This window comes from Vibrio sp. V23_P3S9T160 (genome assembly GCF_963886625.1).
Taxonomy (GTDB): domain Bacteria; phylum Pseudomonadota; class Gammaproteobacteria; order Enterobacterales; family Vibrionaceae; genus Vibrio; species Vibrio anguillarum.
In genome coordinates, this window is sequence record NZ_CAWPDB010000157.1 from 1 (window position 1) to 20,875 (window position 20,875).

Consider the following 20,875-nt stretch of genomic DNA (forward strand, 5'->3'; position numbering starts at 1 on the left):
CCATGGTAAAGAGAAAACAGATGATGGATGACATTGTAAAGAAAGATATAACTAACGACCCAAAGGTAGTTCGTTTATTTTAGTAACCTTCTTCGTTTTTTAATTCATTATCTGCTCCTTTGAAAAGACACTATTATGAAATACAGGTCAATCCGAATGCTATTAGTGTCCGAATAAATGATAATATTGTGTATAACTACACAACTTGAAGTTGCAGGTAGGTTGGAAAGTAAGTTTCCCCCATGAGCATAGATAAACGATTTGATGAAGTGAGCGAACGTAACCAACACCGCTGCAGCTTCAAGTAGGAAGGGGATATCAGACGATCAATCGGCATGATTCATCATAGATAGAAGGTCACAACATTCCCCGCGCTAAGAAAAGTACTAGATAAATCTTGTTCAATTTTTTCGAACTTAATCATCAAGCGGAGTGAGTTATCTCAGGTTACGAATCACTCTACACTGGCTCCAACAGCTAGGAAGCCGCTGAGCACCTACTACCTTTTAATGAATCTGAGGACACTTTAATGAAAGCACTATTGAAACAACTAACCACATCAACTTCTGGATTTTCTGCGCTTGCGCTTCGTTTCCCAATTGGCATCATTTTTATGGCGCACGGTGCGCAGAAACTCTTTGGCTGGTTTGGAGGATATGGATTAGAAGGCACTGGTCAATGGATGGCTTCAATTGGCTTAAACCCAGGTGTGCTGATGGCATTTTTAGCGGGTAGTGGTGAATTCTTTGGGGGCCTATTCATTTTGCTTGGCTTACTAACTCGCCCTGCCGCCTTGCTTCTTTCTATTACGATGATCGTCGCAATCGCTTCTGTACACTTAGGTAACGGCTTATTCATGGCTAATAACGGTTATGAGTTTGGCCTTGCGCTGCTTGCAGCCAGTGTATCGTTGGTTTTCTCTGGTGCTGGCAAATTAGCACTTGATAACTGGTTAAATAAAAAGCTCGCATAATCTATGCCTAAGGCCAGCATACCGTTTCATTGAAGGAGGCCAAGCCTCCTTCAAACATTAAGATTTTCAGTCGATAACATTCAACTTAGTATCACTTTCCTTCCTTTCTCTACTTGTGTTGCATGCCCTTCTTTTTATGCTACATAAAAGTGCCGTTGAGACCCTATTCATATAAAGCAACCTTAATGGGTAAATATGCAACCAAACGAGCTTAAAATTGAATGAAAACTAGCGAATTACCATTAGATGAGAATAGTGACATTTGTTAACACAAAAGATTCATGTGTTGCCAAATGATAAAAAATAAAAATTTAAAACCAAAAATAGGTTATTAAAACGTAAAGGATGGGCAGTTTTAAGTGATAAAGATCACAGCAATTAACCGTTAACATTATTTTACTTTTTGATTTGCACTCAGCCCTGCTAACCTGCGGCACGCTTTGAAATGATGTCGAAGTGCATAAAATAAAGGAGTGTTCACAATGAATACCAAAAAACCGATGTCGCTTACCGGCCGTGTTATTTTAGGTATGGTAGCGGGTATTTTGACTGGCTTTGCCATTCGAGCCCTATTTGCTGAAAACGGATTTGTTGACGCGTATATCGTTAACGGCTTATTCGATGTTGGCGGAAAAATCTTTATCGCCAGCTTAAAAATGTTAGTTGTACCCCTCGTGTTTGTTTCTCTCGTTTGTGGTACGAGCTCACTGAAAGATCTCACCACACTTGGCCGCATGGGCGGTAAAACCCTAGCCTTTTACATCGCAACCACTGCGATTGCCATCACACTGGCACTGACAATGGGCACTGTGTTTCAACCGGGGTCCGGAGCCGATTTAACCGCAGCAAGCTCATTCCAATCTGCGCAAGCCCCTTCTTTGGGCCAAGTGTTTATTGATATGTTCCCGACCAACCCAATCAGCGCGATGGCAGAAGGTAAAACACTGCAGGTCATCGTCTTTGCCGTACTATTTGGCATAGCCATCAGTGCCGCGGGTAAACCGGGCGAGCGTATTGCGGGCGTTTTTAATGACTTGAACGAAGTTATTATGAAACTAGTCGCCTTGTTGATGAACCTTGCTCCATACGGCGTATTTTTCCTGATGGCAAAACTGTTCACCAGCCTTGGTTTAAGTGCCATTTTGAACCTCGCAGAATACTTCGTAGTACTGACGGTTACCCTGCTACTACACGGTTTTGTCACCTATAGTTTGATGTTGAAAGGCTTTACTGGTTTAAGTCCAATCACCTTCTTCCGTAAAATGGAAGATGCCATTATGTTCGCTTTCTCTACAGCCTCTTCCAATGCGACTATACCCGTCACCATGGAAACGGCTAAAAACCGCTTAGGGGTTGATAACAAGATAGCTTCTTTCACCATTCCGCTAGGTGCGACCGTTAACATGGATGGCACAGCGATCATGCAAGGCGTTGCGACAGCATTTATTGCCCAAGCGTTCAATATCGACCTAACCATGGGTGACTACGTGATGGTCATCCTCACGGCAACACTAGCCTCTGTTGGTACAGCAGGCGTTCCGGGAGTTGGCCTTGTCATGCTAGCGATGGTGCTAAACCAAGTCGGCTTGCCACTAGAAGGTATTGCTTTGATTATGGGTGTTGACCGCTTATTAGATATGATCCGCACCGCAGTCAATATTACTGGTGATAGCTGTGTGACTCTTATTGTGGCGAAAACAGAAGGCGCGTTAGACGAAGCTCGCTTTAATGATCCACAAGCTGGCGTGAAAGAAGAAGAAGTCCATTTAGCAAAAGCTCAAGCCTAACTTTCTTCACTTCCACTCATCAAAATCAAACCCTGTCGCTATTGCTACAGGGTTTTTCTTTATTCGCTTTACAGGTCAAGAATAAGATTAAAAATCAAGTAGATCAGAGCTATCTCACACCGAACTATCTTCAATAGATCTAGAATTTTATCAGCCTAACTTTCTAGGAGTGAACACAATGATACCTCGACGCACATGGCTTCTTTTGTTCTGCACTTTACTCTTTCCTTCAGTCGCTCTTGCTTCCTCTAACGATATCGATTCGTTAGATCTAACACACTCAACGATTGGTTATGCCTCTTTAGTCATTTTTACTCTGGCATACACTTTGGTCATGATGGAGGAGTACCTTAAGCTACGAAAGTCTAAACCTGTGTTACTTGCAGCTGGTTTAATTTGGGCCATGATTGGTTATGTTTATCAGCAGTATGAATTAACCGAGATTGCCAAAAACGCGCTAGAGCATAATTTGCTGGAATACGCCGAATTATTACTGTTTCTGTTAGTCGCGATGACCTACATCAGTGCAATGGAAGAGCGGCGATTATTTGATGCATTACAAGCATGGATGGTGGGAAAAGGTTTTGATTTTCGTGCTCTTTTTTGGATCACGGGGCTGCTTGCATTTTTCATCTCGCCAATTGCCGATAACCTAACCACCGCGCTGTTGATGTGCGCTGTCGTACTAAAAGTGGCAGGAAACAACCCACGTTTTATCAACATTGCTTGTATTAATATCGTCGTAGCGGCTAACGCCGGAGGCGCTTTTAGCCCTTTTGGAGACATCACCACCTTAATGGTTTGGCAAGCGGGCCATGTGCCATTTTCACAGTTCCTTTCTCTGTTTCTCCCTTCTGTGATCAACTACCTTGTTCCTGCATTGCTGATGTCATTTTTTCTGCCCAAGGAAAAGCCAACCACCCTGCATGAACATGTCGAGCTTAAACGTGGAGCCCGCCGTATTGTCGTACTTTTCATGTTAACCATTGCTACCGCCGTAGCATTCCATGCGGTGGTGCGCTTTCCACCCGTTATAGGCATGATGATGGGGCTCGCTTACTTACAATTTTTTGGCTATTTCCTCAGGAAAACCTTACCTACTTCGCTGGCCAAAAAAACCGTAATTGCGATTGCAAATAATGACGAGGCCGCCCTAAAACGTATTGGTTCTGTAGTGCCATTCGATGTCTTTAAGCGAGTTTCACACGCCGAATGGGATACGCTACTGTTTTTCTACGGGGTGGTCATGTGCGTAGGAGGGCTAAGCTTACTGGGTTATTTAGGCTTGATCTCGGAAGTGATGTATAGCCAATGGAACCCCATATGGGCAAACGTGATGATTGGTTTTCTTTCGGCAATTGTCGATAACATTCCCGTCATGTTTGCAGTACTGACGATGGAACCCGATATGTCCACAGGAAACTGGCTGCTCGTCACATTAACAGCGGGCGTCGGCGGCAGTTTACTCTCGATTGGCTCAGCCGCTGGAGTGGCTCTGATGGGCGCTGCACACGGCAAATACACCTTTGTAGGCCATCTAAAATGGACACCGATTATTGCAACAGGCTACGCCGCAAGTATTGGTGTCCACTTACTACTCAATCACGCTTTGTTTTAACGAATTTGCTTCGCAATATAATGACACAGCGCCTCTGCCAGCTGGTGCGAGGCCAAGTTGCGTGCCACCACTTCTGAAGCCAGCTTTCCACTATTTATCACGCCAATCCAATCGTCAATCATGGCGCTAAAGCCTTTACTGGCAAGCATTGGCGTCCAATCTTTTAAACTAAGGGCTTGCTCTTGCCCTTGATGCCAACGTTTTCCTTGTGTAAACGAATCAAACTCAAAACCTTCATTCACAAAGCTCGCGCTGACTCGCTCAGCGGTTATGCCGAACTGGCGATTCATTGAGGCATGCAGCAAACTTTCGCCGTGTTGCCATTGAACATCCAAGCGGGATAACTGACCTTGATGCTGCTGGTAGGTAATATAAGCATCATCCAATGTGGTTTTAGCATTCACGTTTACGCTGTCTAGCGGATGGATAAAATCATCAAAGATAAAGGTGCGCACATCACCGGGCAGATCATAGCGGTGCTTTTCCCAACGAAGCGAACGTAAGTCGTTTCTATTACCAGTTTGCACTGCATTTAGGTGTTGGTTATAGAGCGGAATATGTCGGCGATTAAACCCCACATACAAAGGTTGACGATGCTTTTCTGCAAGCTCATACAACATTTCACAGGCGCTTGCGCTGTCGGCTAGCGGCTTATCAACAAAGGTTGGAATTCCGTGTTCAAGGAAAAATTGGGCGATTTGAGGGTGAGCCGAGGTCGCCGCATGGATCATAACCGCATCAACGTTATAGCCAAGTAGCTCTCGATAATCCGTGCAATTCTCTGAAATGCGGTAACGCTGCGCTAGTTGCGTAACAAGAGCTGGATTACGAGTACAAAATACCAATTCTAAATCTGGGCGCTGTGTGATGACCGGAAGATACGCCTTTTGCGCGATATCACCTATACCAATAATGCCAATTTTCATCATCAAATCTCTTTTCGTTAGATGAAGGTTAGGCTAACACAAGAAGATTAAAAAGGGAGGTGTAGAACTCAGAGGAAAGGCAATCCTTGCCTGTCTGGGATGAGGTTAAAATGGGCTCTCTTTGTTCAGCTCATTGCAAATTTCGACAATCGCCAATGAGAGCCCGGATTTGATGATTTGTTGCTGACGCTGAAGTTGAAGCTGGTAAAAATCCAGTTCAATGTCGCCATCCGGTTCCAATACTTCCAACTGCACCATGCCCATTTTGGCCACCAAATGGAGCTTTTTTATCGGCACCAAAATTTTCGGGTCGGTGAACTCGTATTCAGCACCATCACTGTTGAGTTGATTACGCAGTTTGATGATATCTTCAATATCGTGGTAAACATCATCAGGTAATACCCCAAGACCAAACAGCAGTTTTAGCCTGACAGACAAGTTGCCGAGTGGTCCAGAATCTTGCAATAGAGGGCCAACTACTGATTGGACAGCGAAGTTATCTTTGCGAAAAATGCGTTGCATTAATGCATCAATCGCCTCATTGAACACTTCAACCGTCGTAATAAAGAATCCGCGCACCGAATGGGCACTATTCAGTCGTTCAATTATATCGCTTTCGTTAATTCTATCTGCCATACGCTGTACTAATTGTTGTTATAAAGGGAGGGCATTAGCGCCCTCCAAAGTATTTATGTGATTAAAGCTGTTTGTAGATCGCTTCAATTTGCTTAACCTGCTCGCTCTGCTCATCTAACCCTGTGTAATGGGCCAGTGTTTTACATACGCCATATTGATTCAATGATGCTTGAAGCTCGACCGCTTGAGGATCGCTGTCGTTGGTATACTTAAGGGCCGCCGCAATCCCTTTCAATAGCATTTTGTTTTCAACACCGTACTCGATTGTACCGAGTAATGGCTTGATTAATCTATCATTGGGGCCTAATTTTCGTATTGGCTGACGACCAACGCGATCCACTTCATCCACCAAATATGGGTTGGCAAAGCGGCTCAATATTTTTTCGATATAAGCGGCGTGCAATTCACGGTCAAAACCGTAACGACGAATGAGTACTTCACCGCTTTCGTACATGGCTTGCTTCACTTGCTGACGAATTGCAGGATCTTCAATTGCTTCACGAATCGTCTTATGACCACTCAAACAACCCAAATAGGCGGTAATGCAGTGCCCAGTATTTAAGGTGAAGAGTTTACGCTCAACAAAAGCCATCAGATTATTGGTTTTTTCCATCCCTTCAATGTTGGGAATCTCACCTTTAAATTGCTGTTCATCAACAATCCATTCGCTGAAACTTTCAACCGTCACGGCCAACGGGTCATCGTTCGCGGCTTCGACAGGTGGCACAATGCGATCCACCGCGGAATCGACAAAACCAATTAACTCATCGGTTTTAGCATGCAGCGATGGGTCTAGATATTTATACACTTCGCCTTTCAGGTGTGTTGTACCACGCACCATGTTTTCACAAGCGATCACATTGAGTGGCTGTTCATTGCCCGCTTCAAATCTTTTGGTGATGCCTTTGGCGATCGTTTTCGCAATGATATCAAGCACTGCAGGGCCGACAGCTGTAGTAACTAAATCCGTTTTTACAATGCGATCAATCACATCATCACTGGCTGAATTCACCGCAGTGACATGAGTGACAGTATCAATTTTGCACTCAGAACCCACTACCTTTACTTTGTATTCTTGACGATGACTCAATTGATCGACCAAAGGTTCATTTACATCGGCAAAAGTCACTTCAATGTCTGCATCGGCCAATAATTTACCAATAAAACCACGACCAATGTTACCCGCGCCAAAATGTACTGCATTTTTCATAATCTTACCTACCAAAAACTTATCTAAAAGAGAAAAGAGCGCTTAATACTTCAATTGAGGTGAGGTCAGCAGTATAGGGGAACAGCCGACCTCGTTTTGCCTCAGGAGCAAAAGCGTTACGCTGCTTGGTTACCCGATAGGATGGCCAAGATATCGCTCACGTCTCTGGTTGAGGTGAGCTTCTCGATAGCATCAGGCTCATCGAGTGCGTTGGTAATGGTGGTAATAACTTGAATATGTTCATCATTTTTGGCGGCAATACCGATAACCAGTTTCGCTACGCCATCTTGGTCGTCCGTAAACTGCACACCAGCAGGATATTGGCAAATCACAATACCCGTTTTAATCACACGGTCTTTGGCGGCGACGGTGCCATGAGGAACGGCAATCGATTCTCCAAGATAAGTGGATACCATTTTCTCACGTTCAAACATGGCATCAACATACTCAGGCTCCGCATAGCCAAGCTCAACTAACTTATTGCCAGCGAAACGAATGGCTTCTTCTTTATTAGCGGCATTCAAACCTAAGTGAATGTTTTCTTTTTGGATTTGAAAAACGGACGGTTTTTGAATTTCAAAGCTGTCGTCATTCGCAGCGAGGATGGATACTTTAATCACATCGCTATCATTCGCCGCCTTAGGGCGTTGAGCTGCCAAAAGCTTAGTCACAAGCTGGTTGTACATTTCACTGTCTAAAAAGTTGCTCAGTGAAATATGCTGTGCACTGGGTGCATGTGTGCGTGCGCGGCCAGTCAGGTCTTTATGAGTAATCACGATTTCTGCGTTCTCCGGCAAACTATTGATGGCAAGGTTAGTGACGTGAATCGCTAAGCCCGCATCTTTGATTTTTTTACGCAGCATGCTTGCGCCCATTGCGCTTGAACCCATACCCGCATCGCAAGCAACAATAATGCTTTTCACGTTGGCTAAATCAATATTGCTTTTTTGAGAAGCCGTCGTCACATTGCCCTTTGCGCTCGATTTCATCTCTTTCATTTGTGATGTGGCTTTTTCTAACGCCGCTTCATCACCTTCTTCCTCGGTGCTGCTCTGTGCTTTCATCAATAATGACGCAACGGTAAAGGACACACCTGCCGCACCAAATATTGAGCATAATACGCCAACAATCGATCCTTTCTGTGTCATCAGTAGCACTGCAAAGATAGAGCCAGGAGACGCTGGAGAAACAATACCTGCATTGAAGAGAGTCAAAATGAACACCCCTGTCATACCACCAGCAATCGCTGCAAGAATCAGACGTGGATTCATCAGTATGTATGGGAAATAAATCTCATGGATGCCGCCGAAGAAGTGAATGATGGAAGCGCCACCAGCTGTTTGACGTGCTGTACCTTTACCAAACACCATGTAAGCCAACAAAATACCGAGACCAGGGCCAGGGTTTGCTTCAATTAAGAAGAAGATTGACTGCCCCATTTCACTGGCTTGTTGAATACCTAACGGTGAGAAAATACCGTGGTTAATCGCGTTGTTAAGGAACAAGATCTTCGCGGGTTCAACAAAAATAGAGGTGAGTGGTAAAAGGTGTGCTGAAACTAGGAAGTTTACGCCTGCCGCTAAACCACCAGAGAGCACTTTGACAAATGGCCCAATAAGGTAAAACGCCAAGATTGCGCCAAGCATACCAATAATGCCTGCCGAGAAGTTGTTTACCAACATCTCAAAACCGCTTTTTACTTTACCTTCAACACGTTGGTCAAAGGTTTTGATCGCCCAACCACCCATAGGGCCAACCATCATGGCTCCCATGAACATGGGGATATCTGTTCCGACAATCACACCCATTGTGGTGATGGCACCGACAACAGCGCCACGTTCTCCACCAACCAATTTACCACCCGTGTAACCAATCAGCAGTGGTAATAAGTAAGTAATCATCGGCCCAACCATAGATGCTAACGTTTCATTCGGTAGCCAACCTGTTGGGATAAATAGTGCGGTTATAAAGCCCCACGCGATAAACGCGCCAATGTTTGGCATAACCATGTTAGATAAGAAGCGACCAAAATTTTGTATCTTGATCTTTGCATCTGGTGATATCATGTGGATTCCCCGTTCGATGTTCTGATGAATATTGTTGTTGTAACGGTTCTGCGAAAAACCGTTGATTGCTTAGTACACAATCAATTTACCACACAATTTCATTCTGGAACTGACGACGGGTTTTTCGTGATCAGCCCCTCATAAATCCTAGCTTACAAATCATTTCTTCGTGATCATGGTCATTAAATTGACATGTAAATTTACAACAAAAAACAAAAATACAACTTGTCAACAAGACTTAAGCGATCAACATCATACTTTTTGAGTTTTAACTTTTAATAAAAAAGAGATTAAAATCACAATTTAACTCTAATTATTAAAAATTAAAGAACCGAAAGTGATAAAAATCACAATTACATCTTTATTTCACTAATCGAAATAAAACCACCACTTCCATATTGTCTATTTTGTAACTTATATACACAAAACCATATTAATATTAGCTCATACATTAATATGGCTTTTTTTACTAACAACATCGGATCTTCTTCTAAAAGCAGGCCAAGGATACGCTCCAATTCACAAACCGAACAATAAGAGGTGGGACGAGTATAGCCTTACAACGCAAAATGTTTTGACCCTGAGCATTCCCTGTTAGAATCGGCTGTACTGTTAACCATAGACGCTGTGAACGAATTCATGAAAGAAAGAGTGGTTGTTTCCGTTTCATCCATCCATGGGACGAAGCACTTTCATCTCGGTAAATGGTTCCGACATTTTTTAAAAGGTTTTGGCTATGTGCTGGTTGCCAGCATTCTCGCCACTGGCGGCGTTATCTATTACCTTCTTGATGAAGTTGATTTTGCTAAACTCAAGCAACAAGAGTTAGAGAGCCAGTCGATGTCACTGACCGAAGAAGTCACCTCTTTAAAGGAGCTAAAAAACAGCTTAGAGAATGACCTGCTCGAACGAGAAGAAAAGATGCAGGTTGTTTCAGACAGGCTCGGCGATCTTGAAAAAGTATTGGGTATGGATGAAAGCGGAGCGGAATTAGAATCACGTTTAGACACCGCCGCTATCACTTCTTCAGTTAGAATGGTGATGCTGACCCAAATACCCAGCGGTGCACCTGTGCATAATGCGAGAATTTCGTCAGGATACGGTGAGCGTATTCATCCTGTGACCGGCAACGTCAAAATTCACCGCGGGCAAGATTTTGCGGTTAACATAGGCACTCCAATTTATGCACCAGCCGATGGCGTTGCCGAAGTCACTCGCGCCAGTGATAAAGGGTCAGGCAATTTTTTACGCTTACAGCACTCTTATGGATTTACCAGCTCCTATTCTCATTTGCAAAAATTTGCCGTGAAAGGGGGCGATTTTGTACAGAAGGGCGACTTAATTGCTTATTCTGGAAACAGTGGGTTATCTTCTGGCCCACATTTGCACTATGAAATTCGATTTGTCGGCCGTTCATTAGATCCAAGACCTTTTGTTGATTGGGGCGTGAATGATTTTGAAACGATATTTAGTAAGGTAAGAGGTATCCGATGGGAATCTTTAGTAAACAAAGTCGAGCTAAGAGTCAGCACTCAGCTACAACTCTCATCGCAAAAGGCTGTTCCATTAGTGGGGAACTCAGGTTAGAAAGCGACATTCAAATTGACGGGTCGGTAGAAGGTCAATTGCACGTTGATAAAACCATCGTCATTAGTGAAACAGGCACGGTTAATGGTGAGCTGTACGCAGGCCACATCATCATTAATGGCGAGTTCCAAGGCACATGTCACGCGACTAAAATTGAAATTTTAAGCAAAGGGAGCGTCACAGGGTCTATTTATAGCGACGACTTGAGCATTGAACAAGGTGGGCGCTTTAATGGAGTAACCTACCCTGCCCCGGAGAAACAAGTAGTTGAATTAAAAGAAGCGAAAATCGCTGCTGAAGGTTAATTCAACTACCGATTTCGTTCGCACTTCCCCATTTGATAGAAAGTCCCATTTGCTACAAAGTGTAAAAAGGCCTGCTGATGTTAGCAGGCCTTTTGTTTATGAATGTCCTTTCCCAACAGGGAGAGACTTAGAAACCTTCGATATTTTTTGCTTCTAATTCCGCAAAGTATTTTACGGTTTTCACTTTTAGTTCTTGAGTCGATGGTTCATCACATACAATCACTGATTTCGCGTGAAGTTGTAATGCGGAGACTGTCCACAAATGGTTGACGCTTCCTTCCACGGCCGCTTGCAAAGCCAGCGCCTTATTGTGGCCTGTCACCAAAATCATGATCTCTTCTGAATCTAGCAGTGTGCCTACACCAATCGTTAGCGCGTATTTAGGAACTTGGTTGATATCACCATCAAAGAAACGAGAGTTTGCAATGCGCGTATCTTCTGTCAGTGTCTTAATGCGAGTGCGTGACGAAAGTGAAGAAGCAGGCTCGTTAAACGCGATGTGCCCATCATTACCCACACCGCCCATAAATAAATTAATGCGGCCGTATGATTTAATTTTGTCTTCATAGCGCTTACATTCTGCATCAACATCTGGTGCGTTGCCATTCAGTAAGTTGATATTTTCTTCTTGAATATCAACATGATTGAAGAAATTGTTATACATAAATGAGCGGTATGACTCTGGATGATTTTCAGGAATACCAATGTATTCATCCATATTAAATGTCACGACATGTTTAAAGCTCACCTCGCCCGCTTTATGCATTTCAATCAGTGCATTATAAGTCGTCAATGGCGTGCCACCAGTAGGTAAACCCAATACAAAAGGACGGTCTGCCGTTGGGTTGAATGCGTTGATACGTTTTACGATGTGTGCTGCTGCCCACTTGCCGACTTGTGCAGCCTGCTTTAACGGGATAAGTCTCATGATTGGCCCCTAGTTATTGGAATATTATGGTGTAATAGAACATTAATTCGCATTATAAAATAAGTATTGGGTAACTGCCATTGTTTTAGGTCAAATTTTCGCTCTTTCTTCAAATCTCAACCAGAAATGCGCTTAAATTTGTAGCAATTTCTACAGGTAAGCTTAACTAATACGGCACATGCTATAACCAAATGAGATAAAAATTCATCTATAAAATTAAGTAAAGTTTGAGTCGCTATCACTCCACTATCTGGCGAAGCGTGCATTCATTACCCATACTTGGAGTAACAAGCAAGAAAGGAGCAAATGCCATGAAAAACGAACTTGAACCCGCGAAAATTCTCCATGCTTATGAAACAGTAATGGCGCATGGTACACCGACTGAATTCGGGAAAATCTATGAAGGTATCGAAGCTTTTTCAGACTATGACGGCTATAACATTTACATGCGAGGAAATGGTGTGGAGCTAAAAGTTGGCTTCCACAATACCTACCATCTCGATTATGACCAAGAGCATCTACGCGACAGCTTTTTGAAAAAAGTAGCCATTTTGGCTAAGTAGCGGTGTTGACCCAGCTCATGGATTGGCTAAGCGCGACCAAATGAGCAGAGTGGCGATAATGCAAAGCCCGAGTGAGTCATCAATACTAGGGCTTTGAGCGAAAGCACTTTTCTCATCTTGATTGAGTCACACTCTTTTGCACAGAGGTCTCTTATATGAAAGGCGATGCAAGTGAGTTTGTCAGCCTTATTGAGACAATAAGGCTGAAGAGATAAATGAGAAAGCTGACCAAATTACGGCTTAAGATCCTGCATTAGAGATACAGATTAATCTTCTTCCGTTAAGCTGACTTCTTCATCATTATAGTCGTCACCACTTTCCGGTTTATTGCGACCGTTCAACGTATGGAAACGCTTACGACCGCGAGCAAGTTGAGTGTATTTTAACCAGACACGCTCTAACTTAGATTTCGCTTTACCTGGGTTTTCAATCGCCTTAACAAAATGAGCTTCTTCGGCATTCTCTGGCGTGAGTTCACCAGATTCAAGACCAAGCATGGTACCACCATAAATGGTGAGAAGTTCTTCTTCTGCAAGAGTAAAATCACCAGACTTAGCAAAGCCTCGTGGAAACTTTGTATTGTCGTAAAAACGTTTTTTTCCGTGACGGAATTCAGTCTCAGACATATCAACCTCATGTGAATGGCGCTACTACCATGTAGCGATAGATCACGCGAAAATTAGGCGTAAATCTCCGAAAAGAAAAACAAAAATTTTTTATCGTCATAATTGCACTTCCTTGTTAATCTGACGGGGTAATTTCAGAGGATTTAATATGGATGTAAAAGTTTTTCGCACTTTTCTCGAACTCGCCAAAGTACGTCATTTTGGGCGAGCAGCTGAAAACCTTTATTTGACCCAAGCCGCCGTCAGCGCACGCATCAAGCAATTAGAAAATTATTTTGATGCTCAACTGTTTACGCGTGATCGCAACAACATAAAGCTCACATCGGCAGGAGAACGACTCGTTGGCTATGCCGAAGTGATGGTGGCTACTTTGCAACAAGCCAAGTTTGAGCTCTCTTTGGAAAATGGCCGAGCTTTGCAGCTGACATTAGGGGGAACGCCCAACGTTTGGGATGCTCATCTACAAAACTGTTTAAGCGTTGTGACTGATGCTTTTAGCGGTTATGGCTTTATGGCGGAAGTCATGGGGCGCGAGCAGCTCAACCGCAGCCTACTGGAGCGTACCTTAGATATGGCGTTTGCCTTTGACCCAATTAAAGCCGAAGAGCTAAACTGCAAAAAAGTCGCAGATTTAGTACTGGTGTTGGTTTCGACGCGTCCTGACACACTGGAAACCGCCTTTGATAATAAATACGTGTACGTCGATTGGGGAAGCCGTTTCGCCTCCGAGCATGCTGAGCGACATCCGAAGACGCCAACCCCCTATTTACGCACCTCGACCGCTCGTATCGCACTTGATTTCATTTTAGAAAAAGGGGGAAGCGCTTACCTTCCTACCTCACTTGTTGAACCTTTTATCCACTCTGGCCAATTGTATCGAATTGGCAATGTGGAAGATTGGCAGCGTCCCATCTTCCTCAGCTACCGAAAAAACAGCTCATCGATAGAAGCCATTATGCAAGTGGAAAAGTTAGTCAAAAACATCAACCCTAGTAGTGCTTACTCATTACAACAAGCGGGCGAGGTCATTCTCGACTGACCCAACAAATTCATAACGCTGTAGCGGGTATTGAATACAGCGTTATGAATATCCTTTTTCAAGAGAAACCGCAGGAAAAGCCATCTAGTTCCGAAAATGGCTAGTATCGACAGAATTCATGCATACACTTAGCTTATAAAAACTGCATAAGGCTCGTTATACCAAATGACACCATGGATGGAACTCGATAAAGAACAATGCCAACAGGCTCGCACTAGCCGTGATCCGCGATTTGATGGACGATTTTTCGTTGCCGTCAAAACAACCAACATCTTTTGTCGCCCAATATGTCCGGCAACCCTGCCAAAAGAAAAGAATGTTGAATACTTCGCCAACTCCGCACTGGCTCTACAAGCGGGTTATCGGCCATGCCTGCGTTGCCGCCCAGACAGTGCACCTCATTCTTGGGCATGGAAAGGGGTTGAAACCACCTTTTTGCGTGCAATCAAGCTTATTGAGCAAGGTGAATTACAATCGAGCAATCTGGCTCAATTTGCCGAACGTTTGGGGATCAGTGACCGCTATCTACGACAACTGTTTCAAACTCATTTAGGAGTGTCACCGAAACAATATGCTCAGTACCATCAGTTGATGTTTGCTAAGCAGTTGTTGCATTCCAGTGCTCTGTCCATTACCGATATAGGATTCGCTTGTGGGTTCAACAGTACCCGCCGCTTTAACGATGCGTTTATCAAAACGTTGCAACTGACCCCCAGCCAAGTGCGGCAATCTAAAACTGCATTGATGACAAAAAACCTATTAACACTCTCTTTTCGCGGCCCTTTCGATTGGCAACATATGCTAGATTTCTATCGATTACGTGCAGTAAACGCCATTGAACAGGTCAGTAACAATCATTATCAACGCACCTTCAACATACACAATACGACCGGCTGGTTTCGTGCCAGTTTAAACTCTGCGACCCATTTAGAGGTTGAATTCGAGTTGCAAGACATCACCAAACTGCGTTACTTGGTGGCAAAACTACGCCGCCTATTTGACCTCGAAGCCGACATCAGCCACATCGAGGCCTATTTGGAAGGCTGCGCTTCGGGTTTAGTCACTCGTTCAGGAATCCGCATTCCCGGCGTTTGGAATTGTTGGGAGGCGGGAGTCAGAGCTATTTTAGGTCAACAAGTTTCGATAAAAGCAGCCATTGGCCAGCTCAACCGATTAGTCGATGCGGTGAACCCAGCTCAAAACACGAGCAGTTACTTTCCAAGCCCGGAACAAATCGCACAGCTTGACTTGCACTTTTTAAAGATGCCACACAGCCGAAAAGAGACCTTAACACGCTTTGCTCAATTCATGTGCCAACACCCTGAAGCCGATGTGGATGCTTGGCTTTCACTAAAAGGTATTGGGCCGTGGACCGTAAACTACGCTAGGTTAAGAGGTCAGTCCGATTCAGATTGCTTTCTAGACACTGATTTGGTGGTTAAGAAGGCCTTAAGCCATTTTCCTGAGCTGAACGCAGACAAGGTTTCACCTTGGGGAAGTTACGCCACCTTTCACTGTTGGAATTACTAATATGAATCGCTTCACCCACTATCACAGCCCCTTAGGAATCATGACATTGCAAGCCTGCGAGCAAGGTTTATTGGGGGCTTGGTTTGAAACCGAAACCACCATGCCAACAGAGTTAGGGGTAAAATCCGAACACTGCACTATACTCATCAATACTATCAAACAGTTAGATGAGTACTTTTCCGGGAAACGGACTATATTTACTTTACCTTTAGCGGCAAAAGGCACCGAGTTCCAACAATCTGTGTGGCAAGCATTATGCAAGATACCTTATGGCGAAACTTGGAACTACCAACAGATTGCAGAGGCGATCGGTAACCCCAAAGCCGTAAGGGCTGTCGGCTTGGCCAATGGTAGAAATCCAATTTCGATCATCGTTCCTTGCCATAGAGTGATCGGAAAAAGTGGTAAACTCACTGGCTATGCGGGGGGCTTAAACCGTAAAGCGAGCTTATTAGAACTTGAGCGAACAACAACAGAGGTTGCAGCAACATGATAAGATCTACGGCAAAATCAATCAGTATTCTCGTCCTTACAGCCACTTTGCAAGGCTGTTTTCAAGATGACCTTGAACGTTGGTTAAACCGTGAAACTTATGAGTTCAAAGGGACTTATGACAACCAGTTCAATGATGACTTATTAATTTTCGAAGAGGGTGTTGTACGTGCTGAATCTGAAACTCAGCACTGGTCTCGCGCTTACAGCGTGGATGGTAATCAACTGACGATCCAGCTACGCAATAACTCGAAAGAAAAACGAGAAGATATCGTGCTTGTGATCCATGGCAAAGGAGAAGTGCTCACATGCAGTGTCTGCGCCATGTATAAATTGAGTAACGTATGGGTAAAAACAGGCAATGTTGAAGCCAAACCGTCTGGAGTAGAAAACGCGAGCCAATAACTCGCGTTAACGCAATGACCAGTTCTACTCACTCATGTTTACCCGCACCTAAGCTCAAAAATTAAGCTTTTATCTATTTTAAAAACCATCGCACACACTCGCTCTGTCATTTACCCAAAATTCAAGTAAGGTAGAGATATCAGACTGTTGAATTGAATGGATCTCGTGAAATAAGGAGATAATGATGGCAGAAAAACTGTCAACCTCGGCACTGGCTAAATTGCGTAATACAGACGCTAAACAACTATTCAGTAACCTCCAAAAAGCAGGGTACATTAACCGCTTCGACAACAAGTGGGTATTAACAGAACTGGGAGCAAAATTTGGCGGCGAATACGCCCAGCACACGCAATATGGCCAATTTATTGTCTGGCCGGAAAACTTGCTCGTCGACACACAAGCCACCAGCGGGAAAACGTTAAGTGCCACTCAGCTTGGCGATCATTTCAGGCTCAACCCAAAAAAAATAAATCAACTATTGAGTGAGTTAGGCTGGATATCTAAAACAGAAAAAGGCTGGCAAGTAACGGAGGCTGGGCTCAGAGCAGGCGCCCAGCAACGTGAAGACAAAGCTTCTGAGCAATTATTTGTTGTTTGGCATGATACGGTGACGCGCCATAAACGCCTGAAACAATCCATCGTCGAATTTTTAGGGCAAGATGCTCATAGCCAATCGACCGATAAATCATTGTCTCACTTTCGCCAAAAATTTGAGGCAAAACATCGCACCTTAGACGGCCACTATGTTCGCTCAACCGGCGAATTACTGATCGATAATTGGCTCTATTTGGCAGGCGTCGTCCACGCTTATGAGCGTCAGTTGCCAATAGAAGCTGACGTAATGTGCGATTTTTATCTTCCGACCGGGAAAGTATATTTACAATATTGGGGTTCAGATAGTGGCGCAACCGACGAAAAAACGCGCTTACAAACTCAAGCGATTTACCACGATCACGGCTTTGCTCTGATTAATATTCACCCGCAAGACATTGCGCAGTTAGATGACATTCTGCCCAGAAAACTGCGAGAGTTTGGGATTAAAGCGTATTAATCGCGTTGGCAAGATGCCCCCTTCCTCTCGTCACTGAGAGAGCAACACGAGAGAAAAGGAGCAAAAAACAAAACCTATATTAACGATAAGAAGAATAGCGAGCTCTCGCCGCCTCTTCTTTCGGGACGATGGTTTTACCAATCGGAGCCAAAGAAATAACCGCGAGTTTCAAATGCTGTAGTGCGAAAGGGATGCCAATGATGGTAATAAAACACGCCACCGCCGATAAAATATGACCAACGGCTAACCAAAAACCAGCGAAAACAAACCAAATCACATTGCCGATTAAGCCAAATGGGCTGGTACCAATATCTTGCTGATTGGTCAATTCATCACGGGAAATCACCTCTTGCCCAAAAGGAAAAAACGAAAAGTTACCGATAACAAAGCAAGCACGCCCCCATGGAATGCCAATAATGCTGATAAAGGCAAGGAGACCAAAAAACCACCAAGCGAGCCCCATAAACACTCCGCCCAGTAAAAACCAAATAATATTGCCGATTGTTCTCATCACTGCTACTCCGTATAAAATAGACCCATAAACCCTTTCAGTATCATTGCATGACCTGAACGGAAGATTAACGCTAGGCTAAACCATGCCATACCGCCGTAACGCCGCTTATCGTACAAAGCAGCAACGCAGCGAAACGGATGTTATCTTTGGGTAGTGATTGCGTGGTCATCATCGCCAACTTATAACCCAACCAAGCTGAGGGGATAAGCGGAATCGTTATCCATAAATGATGTAACGTCAGAAAACCTGCCGGTATTTGAATAATCAAAGAGATGATCGAGCTAAACACAAAAAATGCCGAAAGATTGCCACGCAACTGATTCGCTTCTTGATGCTGTAGGATCAACGCCATCGGCGGCCCACCAATCGCGGAACTGGTGCCAAAGAAACCGGAGAAAAAACCCGCAATACCCATTTTTATCGGGGTAGGTTCGATGCGATACGGCAATAAACTAACAGCCACGGCAAATAACACCAATAAACCAAGCCATAACGCCAGTACATCCGTCGAGACTAAAACCAGAAGGATACCGCCCGCAATTGAACCGGGAACGCGACCAATCAGCGCCATTTTTAAACCGCCAAGCTCAATGTTCGAGCGATGCTTTAAGGCGTTCAAGATAGAAATAAACAGCGCCACGATACAAATGGGGGCAGGAACGTAGTCGGCGGAGATCAAGAACAGCAAGGGCGCTGCGACGATCGCTAAACCAAAACCAATCGCCGTTTGCACAAATGAACCCAAGAAAATAAGAAACATGGCGATAAGCGCCGTACTACTGAACATTTCCATTAAAATGCCTATAAGCGAAACAAAGAAAAGTAATGCCCATAGAGAGCATTACTTCGTTCACGTTATCAGCAATTTTCGATCATGAGAATAGCCAAATTGATCTATCGGTCTGGTATCAGTAAGCAACACCAATACGTTGACAAGGGTGAGCGGCACTTTCTAACTCATCGATCATCGCGAGGGCATAGTCACTGACTGAGATTTTGCTGTTACCTTCAGCATCAGACAATAGAGCGTCACCGCCCACACGGTAAGCACCTTGTTTCTCACCCGGAAAAATCTCAGCGGCCGGGCTAACAAATGTCCAATTAACCTTGCTTGTACTCGCACGGAAGAGATCCAACGCTTCGCCTTGCGCTAATGCTTCCCCTTTGTACTCTTCAGGGAAACCTTCTACGGTCACCAATTTGATACCGGGAGCGACTTCCAATGAACCCGCACCACCAACCCACAGTAGGCGATCCACACCCACTTGCGGTAGATCCGACAGCAGTTTTTGCGCCGTAGCCGCAACAATATCGTGGTTGCCAGCTGCACGTCCGCCGATAGAAGCGATCACGACATCAACACCTGCTAACGCAGCGCTAATTTTCGACAAAGGCTGTTGTAAATCAAATTGTTGAACGCTAACACCTTCAGCATCAACTTTACTTGAATCACGCACTAACGCGATCACCTCGTGGCCCCGTGCTTTTGCTTCATTGACAATGTGACTACCAATCCAACCTGATGCGCCTAATACTGCAATTTTCATAATTTATTTCCTCATTCGGTTTCTGTTTCTCGACAACAATTGTAGTCTAGTAGTTAAACGAAGGAGGAAAAACACCCAAAAATGATGTAGATTGTATCAATATTCCTATCTAATAAAGGCATACCATGGACAGACTAACCGCCATGCGCAGTTTTATCGAAGTGGCAAATACTGCCAGTTTTACCAAAGCCGCAGACAACTTGAGCTTAAGTCGATTACAAGTGTCACGTCATGTCCAAGAAGTTGAGGATTGGTTAAAGCAGAGGTTACTGCACCGCACGACACGCAAAGTCAGCCTAACCACCGCCGGTGAAGAGGCTTTAATCCGTTGCGAACAAATTTTGCACCAAACTGCCGAACTTGAAACACGGGCGTTGGAACAGTCACAACTCTTAAACGGTACCATTCGCATTGCCGCGCCGATAGGCCTTGCTCAAAACATGTTATTGGCCGTTGTTGAAGACTTCACGCAACGACACCCCAATGTGTTAATTGACATTGTCGCTTCAGATCGCCTTTCACAACTGGTCGATGAACGCGTGGATATTGCCCTGCGTTTTACCCAACAGCCGGATGATACGCTCATCGCTCGCCGTTTAATGAGCGTCGGCACCGTCATATGCGCTTCCCCTAGCTATCTCAACCAACACCCTCCTATCAATACACCCAATGACTTAACCCAGCACAACTGCTTTGTGCACATGAGTAATAACAAGTGGGATGTGGTTAAAGACAATGAACAGCTCTCTGTCACCGTGAATGGCAACATCCGCGCTAATGATATGGAAATTTTATGCCGTGCTGCCCTACATCACAAAGGCATCGTACGGCTACCATGCGATCTTGCAAATGTCTTTATCGCCTCAGGAACACTAGTACGCGTTTTGCCAGAGTTTCACAGCCCAAGCAGCGCACTATGGGCTGTGTATCTTTCTCGTAGCTATCAAACCCCATTGGTTCGCCAATTCATTGATTTCATCGCTCAAAGCTGGAAAAACGATCTCATCGCTTAGCGTTAAGTCATTCTAGATAATAATTTAATCAATATTATTAGCTAGATTAAACATAGTGT

The 20,875-nt window shown here is 44.3% G+C and carries 21 protein-coding genes; 12 read left to right on the plus strand and 9 right to left on the minus strand.

Annotated features, from left to right (window positions below; genetic code table 11):
* The first annotated feature begins 529 nt into the window (after positions 1-529).
* From AACU59_RS14490 to nhaD, 3 genes are all read left to right on the plus strand, one after another.
* The gene (locus AACU59_RS14490) at positions 530-973 is read left to right on the plus strand and encodes a DoxX family protein (protein ID WP_013868258.1); all 444 of its coding nucleotides are present in this window, start codon (positions 530-532) and stop codon (positions 971-973) included.
* A gap of 482 nt (positions 974-1,455) precedes the next feature.
* A complete protein-coding gene (locus tag AACU59_RS14495; RefSeq protein ID WP_029189696.1) occupies positions 1,456-2,760 on the plus strand; it encodes a dicarboxylate/amino acid:cation symporter in 1,305 nt (434 codons plus the stop codon).
* A gap of 169 nt (positions 2,761-2,929) precedes the next feature.
* Positions 2,930-4,378, plus strand: a complete 1,449-nt coding sequence (nhaD, locus tag AACU59_RS14500; RefSeq protein ID WP_088733080.1) for a sodium:proton antiporter NhaD — start codon at positions 2,930-2,932, stop codon at positions 4,376-4,378.
* On the opposite strand, the gene AACU59_RS14505 is transcribed toward nhaD, so the two are convergent.
* From AACU59_RS14505 to AACU59_RS14520, 4 genes are all read right to left on the minus strand, one after another.
* Positions 4,375-5,304 (minus strand): Gfo/Idh/MocA family protein, encoded by a 930-nt coding sequence (locus tag AACU59_RS14505; RefSeq protein ID WP_176428504.1) that lies wholly within the window; start codon positions 5,302-5,304, stop codon positions 4,375-4,377. The two genes, nhaD and AACU59_RS14505, sit on opposite strands and share 4 nt — an antisense overlap.
* A gap of 105 nt (positions 5,305-5,409) precedes the next feature.
* A complete protein-coding gene (locus AACU59_RS14510) occupies positions 5,410-5,940 on the minus strand; it encodes an MltR family transcriptional regulator (RefSeq protein WP_010319258.1) in 531 nt (176 codons plus the stop codon).
* 61 nt (positions 5,941-6,001) lie between these two features.
* Complete coding sequence (locus AACU59_RS14515) at positions 6,002-7,150, minus strand: mannitol-1-phosphate 5-dehydrogenase (RefSeq protein ID WP_094144614.1); 1,149 nt, start codon at positions 7,148-7,150, stop codon at positions 6,002-6,004.
* Positions 7,151-7,266: 116 nt separating this feature from the next.
* Positions 7,267-9,216, minus strand: coding sequence for a PTS mannitol transporter subunit IICBA (locus AACU59_RS14520; RefSeq protein ID WP_019280793.1), 1,950 nt, complete (start codon positions 9,214-9,216; stop codon positions 7,267-7,269).
* Between the two features lie 639 nt (positions 9,217-9,855).
* Here AACU59_RS14520 and AACU59_RS14525 point away from each other — a divergent pair.
* Together AACU59_RS14525 and AACU59_RS14530 are read left to right on the plus strand one after the other, a co-directional pair.
* Complete coding sequence (locus tag AACU59_RS14525) at positions 9,856-10,803, plus strand: M23 family metallopeptidase (protein ID WP_017044959.1); 948 nt, start codon at positions 9,856-9,858, stop codon at positions 10,801-10,803.
* A gap of 8 nt (positions 10,804-10,811) precedes the next feature.
* Positions 10,812-11,108 carry a bactofilin family protein gene (locus AACU59_RS14530; RefSeq protein ID WP_305951630.1) on the plus strand — a complete coding sequence of 99 codons (297 nt, stop codon included), beginning with the start codon at positions 10,812-10,814 and terminating at the stop codon, positions 11,106-11,108.
* Positions 11,109-11,235: 127 nt separating this feature from the next.
* On the opposite strand, the gene nagB is transcribed toward AACU59_RS14530, so the two are convergent.
* Positions 11,236-12,036 (minus strand): glucosamine-6-phosphate deaminase, encoded by an 801-nt coding sequence (gene nagB / locus AACU59_RS14535; protein ID WP_013868251.1) that lies wholly within the window; start codon positions 12,034-12,036, stop codon positions 11,236-11,238.
* Between the two features lie 311 nt (positions 12,037-12,347).
* Between nagB and AACU59_RS14540 the strand changes: the two genes are divergently transcribed.
* Entirely contained in the window at positions 12,348-12,599 is a 252-nt protein-coding gene (locus tag AACU59_RS14540) for a DUF3081 domain-containing protein (RefSeq protein ID WP_017044957.1), read from the plus strand.
* Between the two features lie 266 nt (positions 12,600-12,865).
* On the opposite strand, the gene AACU59_RS14545 is transcribed toward AACU59_RS14540, so the two are convergent.
* On the minus strand, positions 12,866-13,225 hold the full coding sequence (locus AACU59_RS14545) for a DUF413 domain-containing protein (protein ID WP_017049330.1): 360 nt from the start codon (positions 13,223-13,225) through the stop codon (positions 12,866-12,868).
* A 148-nt stretch (positions 13,226-13,373) separates the two neighbouring features.
* Here AACU59_RS14545 and AACU59_RS14550 point away from each other — a divergent pair, with 148 nt between their 5' ends.
* From AACU59_RS14550 to AACU59_RS14570, 5 genes are all read left to right on the plus strand, one after another.
* The gene (locus tag AACU59_RS14550) at positions 13,374-14,264 is read left to right on the plus strand and encodes a LysR family transcriptional regulator (RefSeq protein ID WP_094134235.1); all 891 of its coding nucleotides are present in this window, start codon (positions 13,374-13,376) and stop codon (positions 14,262-14,264) included.
* A 165-nt stretch (positions 14,265-14,429) separates the two neighbouring features.
* The gene (locus AACU59_RS14555) at positions 14,430-15,794 is read left to right on the plus strand and encodes an AlkA N-terminal domain-containing protein (RefSeq protein ID WP_443281414.1); all 1,365 of its coding nucleotides are present in this window, start codon (positions 14,430-14,432) and stop codon (positions 15,792-15,794) included.
* A gap of 1 nt (position 15,795) precedes the next feature.
* Positions 15,796-16,287, plus strand: a complete 492-nt coding sequence (locus AACU59_RS14560; RefSeq protein WP_094128604.1) for a methylated-DNA--[protein]-cysteine S-methyltransferase — start codon at positions 15,796-15,798, stop codon at positions 16,285-16,287.
* Positions 16,284-16,691 (plus strand): hypothetical protein, encoded by a 408-nt coding sequence (locus tag AACU59_RS14565; RefSeq protein WP_013868244.1) that lies wholly within the window; start codon positions 16,284-16,286, stop codon positions 16,689-16,691. The genes AACU59_RS14560 and AACU59_RS14565 overlap by 4 nt, the downstream gene beginning before the upstream one ends.
* Positions 16,692-16,875: 184 nt before the next feature.
* Positions 16,876-17,742, plus strand: a complete 867-nt coding sequence (locus tag AACU59_RS14570; protein WP_161437753.1) for a glycerol kinase — start codon at positions 16,876-16,878, stop codon at positions 17,740-17,742.
* 79 nt (positions 17,743-17,821) lie between these two features.
* Here the strand turns inward: AACU59_RS14570 and AACU59_RS14575 are convergent, their stop codons facing one another.
* From AACU59_RS14575 to AACU59_RS14585, 3 genes are all read right to left on the minus strand, one after another.
* On the minus strand, positions 17,822-18,253 hold the full coding sequence (locus AACU59_RS14575) for a YccF domain-containing protein (RefSeq protein ID WP_094145471.1): 432 nt from the start codon (positions 18,251-18,253) through the stop codon (positions 17,822-17,824).
* Positions 18,254-18,326: 73 nt separating this feature from the next.
* Positions 18,327-19,049, minus strand: coding sequence for a sulfite exporter TauE/SafE family protein (locus AACU59_RS14580; protein WP_013868241.1), 723 nt, complete (start codon positions 19,047-19,049; stop codon positions 18,327-18,329).
* A 115-nt stretch (positions 19,050-19,164) separates the two neighbouring features.
* Positions 19,165-19,803 carry an NAD(P)-dependent oxidoreductase gene (locus AACU59_RS14585; protein WP_094145472.1) on the minus strand — a complete coding sequence of 213 codons (639 nt, stop codon included), beginning with the start codon at positions 19,801-19,803 and terminating at the stop codon, positions 19,165-19,167.
* Positions 19,804-19,928: 125 nt separating this feature from the next.
* Here AACU59_RS14585 and AACU59_RS14590 point away from each other — a divergent pair, with 125 nt between their 5' ends.
* Positions 19,929-20,816, plus strand: a complete 888-nt coding sequence (locus AACU59_RS14590; RefSeq protein ID WP_013868239.1) for a LysR family transcriptional regulator — start codon at positions 19,929-19,931, stop codon at positions 20,814-20,816.
* The last annotated feature ends 59 nt before the right edge of the window (positions 20,817-20,875 follow it).